The sequence below is a fragment of the Nocardia sp. NPDC058518 genome, assembly GCF_042719655.1.
Classification (GTDB): Bacteria; Actinomycetota; Actinomycetes; order Mycobacteriales; family Mycobacteriaceae; genus Nocardia.
Genome location: NZ_JBHXNJ010000009.1, coordinates 28,490 through 43,410, shown reverse-complemented (window position 1 = coordinate 43,410; position 14,921 = coordinate 28,490). Strand labels below are relative to the sequence as shown.

The following is a 14,921-nucleotide window of genomic DNA, read 5'->3' as shown; positions in this document are numbered from 1 at the left end:
GAGTGATTCAGGCGAGATCGCGGGGCGCGCCGGTGTCCATGTACCGGGCGAGGTTGTGGTGCAGGTTGACCACGCTGCGTTCGCGATAGGGGTTGGGCTTGGGACCGGAGAAGCCGCGCGACTTCATGCCCTGCTGGACCGCGGCCATATTGTCGAAGTCCTGCGGCAGCACGGTGCGCCAGCCGGGGTCGCCGACCGGGGTGTACTCCCATTCGGTCTGCGGCTCTTCGCCTTCCGGGAACAGCTCGAAGACCGCGGCCTCGAAGACACACTTGTCCGGATCAGTGCCGTAGGGGCGGAACCGGTAGCAGAGCATGTTGTTGACCGCGTGCCCGATCTGGAAGTTCGGGAAGATCTGCCAGGCGGTGCCGCTGCGGGCGACGATGTCGGGTTCGACCTTGGGCCAATCGACGCCGCGTGCCTGGTCCTCGGCCCGTGCGGTTTCGAGCCAGTAGCGCAGCACCTGGTCCGACGGGGTGCCCTCGGGCAGTTCGTCGACGAGCCGGTTCGCCACGTCGACCAGGGTGCGGGTGGTGTTGGTGTTGGCGTTGTCCCAGGTGAAGTTCTGGAGCTGGGCGGTGGAGATCCTGGCGTCGGCGCCGCCACCGACCCGCAGCTTGGCCTGGTTCTCCTCCATGCCCTTCGGGGCGTCGTAGCCGATATTGCTGTGCTTGCCCTGCGCGCGGGCCCAGCCGAGGAAGGAACCGAAGTTGGAGAACTCCGGATGGGTGTAGGGGACGTGGTAGGTCTCCATGAACGCCTCGAAGGCGACTTTCCAATTGCAGTCGAAGGTCAGCCATTTGCGCCACCGGTAGCGCATCTTCTCCAGCTCGAAGTGCTCGAGCAGGGACGCGGCGGGTTCGAGGTAGTCGCGCAGGGGCTCGCAGTCGGGGTCCATGTTGATCCAGACCCAGCCACCCCAGGTGTCGATCTGGACTTTCTGGAGGCCGTCGTTGCGCGCGGTGAGACCGCACGGCCAGTCCTCGCGTTCGGCGACGAAAGTGTTGCGGCCGTCGAGGTCGTAGCGCCAGCCGTGGAAGCTACAGGTGAACTGACGGGCCTGGCCGCGCCCGTCGTGCGCGCCCGGGGGAGTGTCCACCAGTCGGCGGCCGCGATGCGCGCACACATTGTGATAGGCGCGCAGGGTCTCTGGCGTGGTGCGGACCACGATGACGGAGTCGGCGGCGATCTCGTAGGTCAGGTAGTCCCCGACCCGGGGGATCTCCTCCACCCGGCAGACCTGCTGCCACACCTTGGCCCAGAGGCGATCGCCCTCGGCCCTGGCGTACTCCGGGGAAATGTAGGCCTCGACGCCGATGGTCATCGGGGTCGACAGCGGGTCCGTGGTGGGATCGGCGGCGTTCTCGGCGGTTTCGGTCATGACATCCTCCTGATGCACACCGTGGTTTGTCAGCGGGTGATGGCGGCGCGGAAGTCCTCGTTCTCGAGGAACAACGAGGTGTGGTCACCGCCCAGATGGGTCCAGCGCAGATTCAGGCCGCCGTCCACGAGCAGCGTCTGACCGGTGAGATAGGTCGACAGGTCCGAGAGCAGGAACAGGATCGGCCCGGCCTGTTCCTCGGGCTGCCCGCGCCTGCCCATCGTGATGGCGCGTTGGTCGCGGTCGGGGTCGGCGCCGACATAGGCCCGCGAGGCCGGGGTCTCGGTGACACCGGGCGCGACTGCGTTGACCCGGATACCGTCCTGGGCCAGCTCCACGGCCAGCGTGCGGGTGGCCGCCACCAGGGCGGCTTTGGCGGTGCCGTAGGCGATGTGGAAGGGCGCGGTGTTCATCCCGCTGATCGAGGAGACCGAGACGATCGACCCCGGGCTGCCCTGTTCGCGCAGTGCCCTGGCTACACCCTGGCTCATGAAGAACATGGTCTCCAGGTTCTGGGCGAACAGCGCGCGCCAGTCCTCCCGGGTGACGCGGGTGGCGGGCATCCAGGTGGCGGGGTCGGCGCCGCCTGCCACGTTCACCAGTCCGTGCAGGCTGCCGGGCAGGTCGGCGACTCGGTCGAGGACCTTCGCGATCCCCTCGTCGGTGCCGGCGTCGGCGGCGACCGGGATCACCGAAAGGCCTTCGGCGGCCAGGGGATTGATATGGGTGTCGAGATTGTCCTTCGACCGGCTCACCGCCACCACGGTCGCCCCGGCGGTGGCGACCAGGCGGGTGACCGCCGTACCGATGCCACCGCCGCCCGCGCCCGAGACGATGACGATCCGCCCGCCCAGCCCCAGGCCGTCGAGGCCCGCCGCCGCGCTCATGCCCGCACCTGGAGGGCGAGCACACTGCCCTCGGCGTCAGCGGAGAGGTACACGGTGCCGTCGGGTCCGGCGGTGATGCCCGCGAACGGGCCCATCGGACCGGAGAACGGTGGAGTGCCGAGCAGTGGCTTGGCGACCACGCCTTCGGGCACACCCACCGGCAGGTTCGCGGCGAGCACGCTGCGGACCTTGGTCGCGAGGTCGAACTCGATCAGCGCTTTGAGCCCGACATCGACGATGAGCAATTGATTGCCGCGCACCAGGATTCCGTGTGGCGTGTCCAATCCGTCGACGACCGTGTCCACCCCGCCGCTGCCGATCGAGACGATCCGTCCGCTGCCCGACTCGGAGACCAGCACGGTGTCATCGGGGCCGACGGCCACGCCGAGCGGGCGGTCCAGTCCGCTCGCCAGCACCTCGACCGAGCCGCCGCGCAGCGAAAGCACCCGTCCCGCACCGAATTCGGCGACCACGACGGTGCCGTCCGCGGTGGCGGCGATGCCGTAGAGCTGGTCGTAACCTTCGGCCAGTACCTCGGTGACGGGCTCGGGACCCGGCCGGTAGGAGGCGATCTCGCCCGAGGAGGTGGCTACCAGGAGCTCGCCGGGGCCGACGGCGGTGACGCCGCGGACATAGCCGGGAGTGTTGAGGCTGAACAGTGAGGCGACCTGGGTGAGCCCGGCGTCACCGTATGCGTAGAGGTAGGTGCCGTCGGCGACGTAGAGGGTGCCGTCGGGAGTCACGGTGAGGTCCAGCGGCCACATGAGACCGCCTTCCAGAACGGCTTTCGTCGCGCCACCGGTGAGGATTTCGGTGATCTCGCCGGTGAAGCTCGACACGAACAGCCGGTTGCCGACGAAGGCGCAGTTGTCCAGACCGGGTGCCAGCGCGGCCAGAACCCGCCGCTCGCCGGTGCGCGGGTCGATCCGCAGCACCTCGCCGGTGCCGACCTGGGTCGAGACGAGGAAACCCTCGGCATCGAACTTGACCGAGTCGGGCACGCCGAGATCGCCGACGACCCGTTCGGGTTCGCCGCCGTCGGGGTCGATGCGCCAGATGTCGTTGGTGCCCATGACCGGGTAGTAGAGAAGCCCGTCGGGGCCGAACTCCATGGCATTGGGCATCGGCAGGTTGTCCTGCAGGACACGCGGGGCGCTGCCGTCGAGCGGCAGTTCCATCAGGCGGCCGCCGACCCGGCACTCGTTGACGAAGAGCCTGCCGTTGTGGAAGGTGATGCCGTTCGCGCCGGGCAGGTCGGCACGAAGGACGCGCGACGTGCCGTCGGGGCTGCGCACGCTGACGCGTGCGTCCATGTACTCGGTGGCGATGAGATTGCCCTCGGTGTCGAAGGCGAGATCGTCGGGGGCGACGATGTCGCCGCCCTTGGCGCTGACGGTCTCGAGTTCGCCGGTGGTGACATCGAGCGCGCTGATCTGGCTGCCTGCCACCTGCGCGACGTAGATGCGGTTGTCCGCGCCGGTGCGTAGGCCGTTGGCGCCGAAGAGGCGGCTCGGTGGTGTGAGTCGGCGCAGGCTCCAGCCCTCGGCGACGGTGAATGGTGTCTCGCTGCGGTAGCGCGCCCCTCGGGTCACTGTGGGGCCCTCCCCTACGGTCGGATCAGTGGGTGTTGCGGGTCACGGTACGTCAATCCTCACAATGATTGCAATACTGGATTTTCCCGGGAGGAACCCCTGCTCAGCGCCTCTTCTATGGGTGCGGGCATGGCTGTATGACGAGGCGCTCCGAGGGGTGATGCGGTGCCGCGAAAGTGACGATCGAGGTCGGGCGACTCGTCGAAAAGGCAAGGGAACTAGATATGTAAGAACGTGAGAATTAGATTATCCAATACCGGGTATCGATGGGCCGATATCCGTGAATCCGCTGGTGCAGTGGATATCCGGGCTCAAATTCGGGTGCCCGGGCGCATCCGCGTCGTCGGCCGGGCGCCCTGGGGTGACGCGCTGATCATGTCGGCGTCGTACCGTTCGAGCACCAGACTCTGGGTGGCCGAGAGGTGGCTGCGGTAGAGCCGCTCGGCCTCGGCGGCGCGGCCTGCCTCGATCTCGCCCGCGATCCGGCGGTGCGTGCGCACGGCGGCATCGGCCTGCTCGCGGGAGGGGTACTGGCCCTCCTGGGTGAGCTCCACCGCCCACGCCTGCTCCTGCGCCGACCACAGTGTCACCAGCGAACTCACCATGTAGCGCACGGTGAGATTGGGGGTGTGGGCCACGATCAGATCGTGGAATTCTCTTGCGGTGTGGGTGAATTCGGCGCCGTCGTCGAGCAGCTCCGCGGACTTCTCGACGTTGTCGAGCAGGGCGGGCACCACCGTCGTCGCCCGGTCGGGCCGGCCCGCGCAGGCGGCCGCGCACAGTGGCTCGAACATGCGCAGGCCGACGGCCAGATCGCCGAGCGTCACCCGGGCGCCCTGCAGGGCGAGGCCGAGATGGTAAGCGGCCGAGGACTCGTCGGGTCGATGCACCTCGGCGCCGCCGACATTGCCGCGGCGGACAGTGACCAGGCCCTCGGTCTCCAGGATGCGCAGCGCCTCGCGGATCGACGGGTAACTGACACCGAAGTCCTGCACCAGCTGGTCCTGGGTGGGCAGCCGGTAGTCCGCGTCGCCGGTCAGGATGCGGGCGCGCAGTTCGGCGGCGACGGTCTCGGCGATCCGGCGCTGCGGCACACGCCCCCGGCGTGGGCCGGTCATGCGGCTCGCCTGTCGCGCACTGCATCCCGGGTCGTCGTCTCCGCCATGGGCGGCAGTCTAGTCGTGGCGCTGTTGACCCCACAAATATTGCTATCCTTATGAGGATTGACGTACTGTGCGTCGTATGGACTTCACCATGGGCGAAGCCGCAGCGGGTCTGCGCAGCGAGCTCCGGCGGTTGATCGCCGCGGAGGTTCCGGACGATTTTCTCGGCGCGTTCACCGACGACCCCACCGATCTCGCGACGGCCCAGAAATTCTGTGGGGTGCTCGCCGAGCGTGGATTGCTCTGCGCGGCATGGCCGGAGCGGTTCGGCGGACGGGGTGCCTCGGTGTGGGAGCAGACCGTGGTGCGTGAGGAGATGTGGGCCCACCACGAACCGCGTGGTGCGCAGTACATGGGCGTCAACTGGGTCGGGCCCACCCTGATGCGGCACGGCACCACCGAGCAGCAGCGCCTGCACCTGCCGCCCATCGCGGCGGGCGAGGTGATCTGGTGCCAAGGCTTCTCCGAGCCGGACGCCGGGTCGGACCTGGCCTCGCTGCGCACCACCGCCCGCCCCGACGGTGACGGCTGGCGGATCTCCGGGCAGAAGATCTGGACGTCCTACGCCACCATGGCGCAGTGGTGCTTCCTGCTCGCCCGCACCTCGACCGGTGGCCGTAAACAGCAGGGGCTCACGGTGTTTCTGCTGCCCATGACGGCACCCGGTATCGAGGTCCGCCCGATTCGGTCCATGCTCGGGCCGCACCACCTCAACGAGGTCTTCTTCGACGACGTGCCCGTCGGCCCGGCCGATGTGCTCGGCACCGTGGACGAGGGCTGGGCCGTGGTGCAGGAAGTGCTGGCCTTCGAGCGGGTCGGCATCGCCCGCTACGCCCGCTGCGAACGGCTGCTGCAACTCGCGCCGACCGCACTCGGCGAACGCTGGGAAACCTTGCCGTCGGCCCTGCGTGGCCGATGGGCACGGGCGCTGACCCGGGCCCGGCGGGCGCGGCTGCTGGCGTATCAGGTTGTCGCCATGCAGAACACGGGTCGGGTGGCACCCGGCGACGCCGCCGCCTACCGCATCGCGGTCACCCGGCTGGATCAGGAGAGCGCCGCGCTGCTCACCGAACTGGCCGCCCACGTGGCCGACGACAAGGGCACACGCCGGAAGTTCCGCCGCGCCGTCGAGGACCACTGGCGCTACGCCAACGCCGCGACCGTGGCCTCGGGCAGCGTCGAGATACAGCAGATCCTGCTGGCCAGGTCGCTGCTGTCCGGAACCCGGCGATCCGGGGCGGCCGCGTGAGTTCGGCCGCGATACCACCAGGGGGCCACATGAATCTCGAATTGTCCAGTGAGGCCGTCGAATTCGGCCTCCAAGCCGCGCGCGCCCTGCGTGCCGCCGGTGGTGACGACCTGGTCCAGCGGGCCGAGACCGATCCGACGACCCGGCACACGACGATCGCGGCCGTCCTGGAGCGCCTCGGCGCGTGGGACCTGAGCCCGCGTCGCGACCCGATCGAATTGGAAGCAGCCGCGGCACTGTGCCGCAGCGCCGGCTACTGGGCCATCCCGTATCCGGTGGCGGAGCGCCTGTCCCGGCCGGCCGACCTCGACGCCGACGCACTCGTGGTGGTCGCCGGACCCGAGCCCGCCGCCGCCATCGACGGCCTCGACCTGCGGGTCGTCGCGGTCGATCCCGAGGGTCGGCGGGGGACGGTCACCGCTCGCCGTGCCGGAAAGCGCACCGGGCTCGACGCGGAAGTCCATGGGGAGACCTTCACCCGGCCCGACACACGGATGGATGGTGAGTTCGCTGTCCGGCTGGGTGGGGGGTTCGGCGGGGAGTTCGCTGTGCGGCTCGGCGGGGGAGTAGGTGGGGAGTCGGTCGGACGGGCCGGTGGGGGAACGGTGGAGGGGACCGTTGCTCCGACGGACGGTAGAACCGCGCGGGAGACCGTATTCGTGACGCCGATTGCTGTGCGGCCGTTGGACACTCGCGGTGCCGATGATCTGGCGTTGGCGTTGGTACTGCCGTGTTGGACCTTGCTCGGGATGTTGGACCGTGCGATGGAGCTGGCCGGGGATCACGTGCTGGTGCGGGAGCAGTTCGGGCGACGGCTGGCGGATTTCCAGTCGGTGCAGTTCCAGCTGACCGATGCCGAAGTGGAGCGCAAGGGGGTGGAGATGCTGGCCCGGTACGCGCTGTGGAGCATCCAGACCGGACAGCCCGACGCGGTCGCCGACGCGCTCGCTGCGCGGCTGGCCGTGCTGGAAGCCGCCGAGATCGTCTTCCGTGTCGCGCATCAGGTGCACGGCGCGGTCGGGTTCTGTGACGAGACGACGCTGTCGTGGCTGTCGCGGCACAGTCTGCCGCTGCGGCGGCTGCCGCTGGGCATCACCGGCACCGAGGACCTGCTCACCCGTCGGATCGGTGCCCGCGGGCTGGCCGGTCCGTTCTCCGATCCGCGAGGAGCGTGACACCGTGGACCCGCTGCCACCCGGACTCACCGTGACCGCCGACGGCCAGGTGCGGACCGTGCTGATCGACCGGCCCGACGCGCTCAACGCCGTGAACGCCGACCTGCACCGCGCGCTGGCCGAGGTCTGGCGGCACCTGGCCGCCGACACCGAGGCCAGGGTGGTCGTACTCACCGGCGCCGGAAGGACTTTCAGCGCGGGCGGCGACCTGGACTGGATCACCTCCTTCCTCGACGACCCGGCCGCCCGCGACGAGAGCATCCGGGAAGGCGCGCAGATCATCGAGGAGATGCTGCGCTTCCCGCTACCGGTGATCGCCGCCGTCAACGGTGCCGCGGTCGGCCTCGGCGCGAGCATCGCCGTGCTGTGCGATGTGGTGCTGATGTCGGAGCGGGCCTACCTGGCCGATCCGCACGTCGCGGTCGGATTGGTCGCGGGAGACGGCGGCGCCGCCTTCTGGCCGCTGCTCACCCCGATCCTGCGCACCCGCGAATACCTCTACACCGGCGACCGCATCGACGCCGCCACCGCCGTCGACGTCGGCCTGGCCAGCCGCGTAGTCACCCCGGACCAGCTCATGACCGAGGCGCTCGCCCTCGCCCACCGAATCGCCGCTCAGCCACCCGAAGCGGTTCGCGGCACCAAGCGCGTCGTGAACATGTACCTCAGCCAGGCACTGGCCGGCCCGATGCAGGCCGGCTTCGCCGCCGAGATCGTCTCCATGCAAACCACCGAGCACCGCGACCGCCTGCTCGGCCTCCGCCGAAGCGCCCGATGACACCGGCGGATGAGGCGCGCTCGGGCCCGACGGCACCGGCAGATGCCGTGCACGACAACCCGATAACTCCGGCGGATGTGCTGGGGGCGCGCTCGACGCCACCGGCGGATAGGGTGGGCGCCCAGTCGACGGGCCTGGCGGATTCGGCGGGAGCTCGCTCGCTGGCGTCGACCGCTGGGGTGGGCGTGGGGGAGCGTTGGCCCGCTGACCTTTCCGCGTTCCGTGCGCATGTCCGCCACTGGTGTCGCACGCAGATCCCCGGCGATTGGCGGCAGACCCAGTTGGGTGCCTCCGACGCGGAATTCGCGCGGTTCCAGCAGGATTGGTTCCAGCGGCTGCGTACCGCCGGTTTCGCGGTGCCGCACTGGCCCGTCGAGTACGGCGGTGGGATGCCGGTCGGGCACCAGATCGTGCTGTATCAGGAACTCGCCGCCCATGATGCGCCCCGGCTCGTGCTCGCCTTCGTCGCCATCCATCACGCGGCCGCCACCTTGCTCGCCGCTGGCACCCCCGAGCAACGCGCACGACATCTGCCCGCCATTCTCGACGGGGAGATCTGGGTGCAGGGGTTCTCCGAACCCGACGCGGGCTCGGACCTGGCCGCACTGCGGACCGCCGCCCACCGCGACGGCGACGACTGGGTCGTCACCGGCCAGAAGGTGTGGGCCAGCGGCGCGCAATATGCCGACTGGTGCCTGTTGCTCGCCCGGTCCGACCCGTCCGCGCCTGTGCGACAGGGTATTTCGTACTTCCTGCTCGACATGCGCAGTCCCGGCATCGAGGTGCGGCCCATCCGGCAGGCCACCGGCGAATCCCACTTCTGCGAGATCTTCCTCGATCACGTGCGGGTGCCCGCGAGCGGGCTGATCGGCGCGGAGAACGCGGGCTGGCAGGTCGCCCAGCGCACGCTCGGTGCCGAACGCGGCCTGACCATGCTCGAACTGGCCGAGCGGCTCGGCAATGCGGGGTTCCGGATGCTGCTGGCCGATGCCGCGCGCCCCGGCCCCGGCGGCCGCGCACTGGACGACCCGGTGGTGGCCGATTGCCTCGCCGAGCTCGAGATCGAGATCACCGGCCTGCGCGCGCTGTGCCGCGACCTGGTCGAACGACACGTTGCGGGCACGGTCGGTCCGGCCGACGCCTCGGTGGTGAAGCTGTACTACAGCGAACTCCTCCAGCGGATGACCGATTTCGGCGCCGAGCTGGGTGGGGTGGACGCGCACACAGTACTGCGCAAACCGATGTCGGGGGGCTGGGAGTCCGGTGCCTGGGTCCTGGACTTCCTCGGCTCCTGGGAGTGGACCATTCCCGGCGGCACCAGCGAGATCCAGCGAACCATCATCGCCGAACGCGGCCTCGGGCTGCCACGCGAACCGGCGGGAGACAAGCGATGACCGACTTCGCCGAATTCCACGACGAACTACGCGCCCTCGCCCGGGACCTGCTGGCGAAGTCGGCGGGCGAGCCGGTGCCGTGGGCCACCATCACCGAAGCCGGCTGGCCGGGGCTGGCCGCGCCGTCCGAATTCGACGGTGCGGGAGCCACTTTCGCCGAGGTGGCGGTGTTGCTCGGCGAGGTGGGCCGTGCCGCCGCCGTCACGGCGCTGCCCACGGTGCTGGCACTGTCGGTCCCGGCACTCGCCGAGGTCGCCGCGGACGACCTGCGCGACACTATTTTCCGCGAGACGGTCGCCGGCCGCGCGGTGCCGGTGCTGGTCCTCGACGCGGGCGATACGGACCCGGCCTTCGTCCTGGAATCCGGTCCCGCCGGATCCGTGCTGACCGGATCGGCGGCCTTCGTTCTGGACGCACCGGTCGCAGACCTGCTGCTCGTCCCGATCCGGGCGAGCGACGCGCTCGTTGCGATGGTCCCCGGCACCACCGGATTGACCATCACCTCGACACCGCTGGTCGACGCCACTCGCTCGGCCGCCGCGGTGACCGCCGATCGGGTAGCCGTTCATGCCGTGTGGCGCTTCCCCGACCACAAGGCACCGGAAACGCTCCGTGCACGAGCCGCCGTCGCGGTGGCCTGTGACTCGCTGGGTTCCGCCGAGGCCATGCTGGCTGCGACCGTCGCCTATGTGCGCGTGCGCGAACAATTCGGGCGCCCGGTCGGCTCGTTCCAAGCGGTCAAGCACGCCTGTGCCGACATGCTGGTGCAGGTCACCGTCGCACGGCACCTCGTCGCCGCCGCCGTCCAGGCGATCACCGAGGGTTCGGCCGAGGTGACGTTCGCCGCCGCGCGAGCGAAGTCGTACACGACCACCGCCGCGGTGCGGGTGGCCGGCGCCGCACTGCAACTACACGGCGGATTCGGCTACACCTGGGACAGCGGCATCCACGTCCACCTCAAACGGGCGACCTTGAACCGCGCGCTCTTCGGCACGCCGTCCGAGCACCGGCGAATGCTGGCTGCCCGGTATCGCTGAGTCCGTCGCGATCCTGCGACACCAGAACCCGCACACCCGCGAATCACCCTGCCGCGCGAATGACGTCAGGCGCGGTGATCCACGCCACGATCCCTATGCAACTGGTTGCATAGGGCACTGCCCGCGTCCTACCGTGCTGGTACTGACGTAACCGCCCGGCGGCTCAGCCGCTGGTCCGTCCTGTTTCGGAGGATTCAATGGCACTGCCCCAGTGGCTCTCCAGCCGCCTGTCCCTGCCCGTGGTCGCCTCGCCGATGTTCATCGCGTCGGGCCCCGAGCTTGTCCTCGCCCAGTGTCAGGCCGGAATCGTCGGATCGTTTCCGGCGCTGAACGCGCGGCCCGCCTCGATGCTCGGTGACTGGCTCGATCGCATCGTCGAGGAGAACGCGGCGTACGCGGCCGCGAATCCGGAGGCGGTGGTGGCGCCGTTCGCGGTGAATCAGATCGTGCACCGCTCCAACGACCGGCTCGAGCAGGACATGGCGGTCATCGTCGAGCACAAGGTGCCGATCGTGATCAGCTCGCTGGGCGCGCGGACCGAGATCAACGACGCCGTGCACTCCTACGGCGGTCTCGTGCTGCACGATGTGGTCAACAACCACTTCGCGCGCAAGGCGATCGAGAAGGGCGCCGACGGGCTCATCGCGGTCGCCGCGGGGGCGGGCGGGCACGCCGGAACCCAGTCGCCGTTCGCGCTGATCCAGGAGATCCGCACCTGGTTCGACGGTCCGCTGCTGCTGTCGGGTTCGATCGCGCACGGCCGGTCGATCCTGGCCGCGCAGGCCGCCGGCGCCGACCTGGCCTATGTCGGCTCGGCGTTCCTGTCCACCGCCGAGGCCAACGTGGCGCCCGGCTACCGGCAGATGGTGGTCGACTCGTCCGCGTCCGACATCGTCTACAGCAACCTGTTCACCGGCGTGCACGGCAATTACCTGCGCGGCAGCATCGTCGCCGCGGGCCTCGACCCGGACAACCTGCCCGAGTCGGACCCTTCGAAGATGAACTTCGGCTCCTCCGGCAGCGACGCCAAGGCCTGGCGCGATGTCTGGGGCGCGGGCCAGGGCATCGGCGCCATCACCGAAGCCGGAACCACCGCCGAACTCGTCGCGACCCTGCGCGGACAGTACGAGCAGGCCTGCGGTGACCTCGCGTCCACCGTCGGCCACCTCGCCGGTGCGATGGCGCCTGCGCGCTAGGGCGAAGGTTCCGGCGGTATCGGCACCGCCGGAACCTCCGTCATAGAATGAACAAGAGTTCATTCTATTGGAGCAGGGTTGACGAGAACACCAGAGCAGAACGCGGCGATGCGCGACGCGACGCGCGAGACCATCGAGGGCGCGGCCGTCCGTGTCTTCGCGAATCGCGGATTCACCGCGTCGAGCATCAGGCACATCGCGGAAGAGGCCAGTCTCAGCACGGGGTCGATCTACCGCCACTATGCGAGCAAGGAAGCGCTGTTCGACGCGCTGCTCGAGCAGGCCGCGTCCGGTCTGGTCGCAGCGTCTGCCGCGCTCTCGAGCGACGCGGATCCGCTCACCCTGGTGCGCGACTTCACGTGCGTTTTCCTGACCGACCTCGCAAACGGGAACGGCGAGGCCGAGTTCTTCCTGGTTATCAACCAGGGGTTTCTGACGGATACTCCGGTCGGAACCGCGGAGCGGCTGGCGACCGCCCAGCGCCCACTGTGGGACGCCTTCGCAGCTCTCGTGCGTCGCGGTCAAGCGGCCGGTCAGTTCGAGGACGGCGAGCCTGCTCAGCTGACGGCCTACTACTTCGCGATGTTGTCCGGCATCGCCGGCATGCGAACGGTCATCCCGGGCGCGCTGACCGAGACAGGCGTCGACCTCGTGCTTCGCCTGCTGATACGAAAAGGAGCCTCGTGACCATCGAGCTCGAGCGCGGCGACGTGCTGGGCGAGGGATACCGCCGGCGTATCACCGAGGTCCTCGTTCAGGGATTCGCCGAGGACTTCGAGTATTTTTCGAAGGACCCACGGGCCCTCGCGGACGCATTCGAGCACATGATCATCCTCGAGCGCTTCTACGTGGCGCTGGTCGACGGGGAACCCGCCGCGATCGCATCCGTCACGGTAGGCAGTCAGGAGTGCTTCGAGCCCAACCGTCGAGAGATGCGGCGCGGACTCGGCGGGCTGCACGGCCTGATCAGCTACTTCATCGTGCGGAGTCAGTTCCTCGGAGCGTACGACGGTGCGCGTCCCGGTCTGGCCGAGATCGGCTTCGTCACCACCGCACCGCAGCACCAGGGGAAGGGCGTCGCGACGGCGCTGATGGGGCACCTGCTGCAGCTGCCGTACGACGAATTCGTGCTTCGCGACATAAAGGACACGAACGCACCCGCGCTCGGCCTCTATCGGAAACTCGGCTTCAGCGAATCGAGCACTCGTCCGGTGAGGTTCGCCGCCCGTGCCGGGTTCTCCGCGTACGTATCGATGACTCTGAAGACGACTGCTCGCTAGGCCGTGTTGGACACCTCGTCAGAGATCTCCTGTCGCGTCACGGTTCAAGGCTCACCCAGCCGACAGCGAAACCGGTTGATCAACACGGCCTAGGTCGCGAGCCGGGCCGCGGCCAGTTCGCGCAGCTCGGCGGACTTGATCTTGGCGCTGCCGGTGAGGGTGAAATCGTCCTCGGTGTAGAGCAGCACGTGCCGGGGCACCTTGTAGCTGGCGAGCCGTTCCCGCAGGAACGACCGGATCGCCTCGCCGTCGAGGGCGGTGTCGGCGTGCGGAACGACGCAGGCCACCACGACCTCGCCGAGGGTGTCGTGCGGAATGCCCACGGTGCGACCGACTTTCACGCCCGGATAGCGGTTGAGCTCCTCGTCGACCTCGAGTGGGGAGACGTTCGCGCCGCCGGTCTTGATGATGTCGGTGAGCCTGCCCTCCCAGTACAGCCTGCCGACGTCGTCGAGGTAGCCGCCGTCGCCGGTGTGGAAATAGCCGTCGGCGTCGAGGGTTTCGTCGAGGGGAATGCCGACGTAGCCGAGCATCAGGGTGGGGCCCTTGACGCAGATCTCACCGTGTTCACCGCGCGCCAGGACGGCCCCGGTGAGCGGGTCGACGATCTTGATCGTATTGCCGGGTAGCGGTTCGCCGCTGCTGCCAGCGATCGTGTCCTCGGGAGTGTTGGCGGGGAAACATGTTGTAATGGTGAAGGTTTCGGTATTGCCGTAGGCGCGTCCCGGCTCGGTCCAGGTGGTGGTCACCGTGGGATGATGGGCAGCCGGATAGTCGACGTCGACGAACCGCAGGGTGCTCAGATCCACGGTCGCCCAGTTGGGCGCGCCCTCGAGCTGGGCCCACTGATGGGGCCAGGCGACCGGGAAGTTCACCCGTTCGGCCTGCATCAATTCCAGTGCCGCCGCGCCGTCGAAGGTCGACTGGAGAATCAGCGACCCGCCCGCGGCCAGGGTCGAACCCAGCGCCTGCCCGAAATTGCCGGACCAGAAGAAGCCGTTGGCGGTCCAGCAGCGGACGTGGTCGTCGGGGCCGAAGCCGAACATCCGCCGGAACCGCCACATCTGGATGGTGACACCACGATGCGCGCTGCGAATTCCCTTGGGTTTGCTCGTGGTTCCGGAGGAGAAGAACAGCACCGCGGTATCGCTCGGCGACACCGTGGCCGCGGCGGCCTCGACGAGTTCGACCGGTTCGGATGCCCCGGCGGCCACGAAGGCGTCCCAGGTCTCGATCGCGCCACCGTCCACCGGCGCACCGACCACGGCGAGGCGGCGCAGGAACGGATAGGCCGCCGACCGCACCGCCCCGGGAGCCGCCGTACCGATCTCCGGTTCCAGCCCGGTGAGTACCGCCGCGAAATCCTTACCGGCGACGGCACGTTCGAACAGCAGCACCGAAACACCGGACAACCCCAGCAGGTGCTCCAGTTCCGCCGACGTGGAGAACGTGCTGAGCGCGACCGCCACCCCACCGGCCATGGCGGTCCCGAATACGGCCGCCAGCCACTCCGGTCGATTCGTCATGAGCACGCCGACCCGGCTGTCCTTGCCGACCCCGGCGGCGCGCAGTGCGCGCGCCACCGCGACGGACTGTTCCCACAGCTCCTCGTAGGTCCAGCGGGTGACATCGGTGCCGTCGTGGAAGACGAGCGCTTCCCGCTCGCCGTAACGCCGGGTCACTTCCCGCAGGAATCCGGGCAGGGTGAGTGGGCCGAGCCCGGATTCCTCGGCCAGTGGTGGACCGGACGCGACGGCCCGGTCTGAAACTTCCTCGGTCATCGTCGACC

The 14,921-nt window shown here is 69.1% G+C and carries 13 protein-coding genes; 8 read left to right on the top strand and 5 right to left on the bottom strand.

What is annotated here, in order from left to right; all coding sequences use genetic code 11:
• Positions 1-7 precede the first annotated feature (7 nt).
• From ACFWPX_RS17575 to ACFWPX_RS17560, 4 genes are all read right to left on the bottom strand, one after another.
• Complete coding sequence (locus tag ACFWPX_RS17575) at positions 8-1,381, bottom strand: aromatic ring-hydroxylating dioxygenase subunit alpha (RefSeq protein ID WP_378928269.1); 1,374 nt, start codon at positions 1,379-1,381, stop codon at positions 8-10.
• Positions 1,382-1,410: 29 nt separating this feature from the next.
• On the bottom strand, positions 1,411-2,268 hold the full coding sequence (locus tag ACFWPX_RS17570) for an SDR family NAD(P)-dependent oxidoreductase (protein ID WP_378928268.1): 858 nt from the start codon (positions 2,266-2,268) through the stop codon (positions 1,411-1,413).
• Positions 2,265-3,860 (bottom strand): SMP-30/gluconolactonase/LRE family protein, encoded by a 1,596-nt coding sequence (locus tag ACFWPX_RS17565; protein WP_378928267.1) that lies wholly within the window; start codon positions 3,858-3,860, stop codon positions 2,265-2,267. Before ACFWPX_RS17565 ends, ACFWPX_RS17570 begins: the two co-directional genes overlap by 4 nt.
• A gap of 311 nt (positions 3,861-4,171) precedes the next feature.
• Positions 4,172-4,978: a FadR/GntR family transcriptional regulator gene (locus ACFWPX_RS17560; protein WP_378928266.1), complete on the bottom strand. Its 807-nt coding sequence runs from the start codon at positions 4,976-4,978 to the stop codon at positions 4,172-4,174.
• A gap of 124 nt (positions 4,979-5,102) precedes the next feature.
• Between ACFWPX_RS17560 and ACFWPX_RS17555 the strand changes: the two genes are divergently transcribed.
• The 8 genes from ACFWPX_RS17555 (at position 5,103) to ACFWPX_RS17520 (ending at position 13,132) form a co-directional block, all read left to right on the top strand.
• Entirely contained in the window at positions 5,103-6,272 is a 1,170-nt protein-coding gene (locus ACFWPX_RS17555) for an acyl-CoA dehydrogenase family protein (RefSeq protein ID WP_378928265.1), read from the top strand.
• A 29-nt stretch (positions 6,273-6,301) separates the two neighbouring features.
• Positions 6,302-7,447 (top strand): acyl-CoA dehydrogenase family protein, encoded by a 1,146-nt coding sequence (locus ACFWPX_RS17550; protein ID WP_378928264.1) that lies wholly within the window; start codon positions 6,302-6,304, stop codon positions 7,445-7,447.
• Positions 7,448-7,451: 4 nt separating this feature from the next.
• Positions 7,452-8,225, top strand: a complete 774-nt coding sequence (locus ACFWPX_RS17545; protein WP_378928263.1) for an enoyl-CoA hydratase/isomerase family protein — start codon at positions 7,452-7,454, stop codon at positions 8,223-8,225.
• Positions 8,222-9,619: an acyl-CoA dehydrogenase family protein gene (locus ACFWPX_RS17540; protein WP_378928262.1), complete on the top strand. Its 1,398-nt coding sequence runs from the start codon at positions 8,222-8,224 to the stop codon at positions 9,617-9,619. Before ACFWPX_RS17545 ends, ACFWPX_RS17540 begins: the two co-directional genes overlap by 4 nt.
• Positions 9,616-10,656, top strand: a complete 1,041-nt coding sequence (locus ACFWPX_RS17535; protein ID WP_378928261.1) for an acyl-CoA dehydrogenase family protein — start codon at positions 9,616-9,618, stop codon at positions 10,654-10,656. The genes ACFWPX_RS17540 and ACFWPX_RS17535 overlap by 4 nt, the downstream gene beginning before the upstream one ends.
• A gap of 197 nt (positions 10,657-10,853) precedes the next feature.
• The gene (locus ACFWPX_RS17530) at positions 10,854-11,852 is read left to right on the top strand and encodes an NAD(P)H-dependent flavin oxidoreductase (RefSeq protein WP_378928260.1); all 999 of its coding nucleotides are present in this window, start codon (positions 10,854-10,856) and stop codon (positions 11,850-11,852) included.
• A 78-nt stretch (positions 11,853-11,930) separates the two neighbouring features.
• The gene (locus ACFWPX_RS17525) at positions 11,931-12,539 is read left to right on the top strand and encodes a TetR/AcrR family transcriptional regulator (protein WP_378928259.1); all 609 of its coding nucleotides are present in this window, start codon (positions 11,931-11,933) and stop codon (positions 12,537-12,539) included.
• Complete coding sequence (locus ACFWPX_RS17520) at positions 12,536-13,132, top strand: GNAT family N-acetyltransferase (protein WP_378928258.1); 597 nt, start codon at positions 12,536-12,538, stop codon at positions 13,130-13,132. Before ACFWPX_RS17525 ends, ACFWPX_RS17520 begins: the two co-directional genes overlap by 4 nt.
• Before the next feature lie 89 nt (positions 13,133-13,221).
• On the opposite strand, the gene ACFWPX_RS17515 is transcribed toward ACFWPX_RS17520, so the two are convergent.
• Complete coding sequence (locus ACFWPX_RS17515) at positions 13,222-14,913, bottom strand: class I adenylate-forming enzyme family protein (RefSeq protein WP_378928257.1); 1,692 nt, start codon at positions 14,911-14,913, stop codon at positions 13,222-13,224.
• Positions 14,914-14,921: the final 8 nt, after the last annotated feature.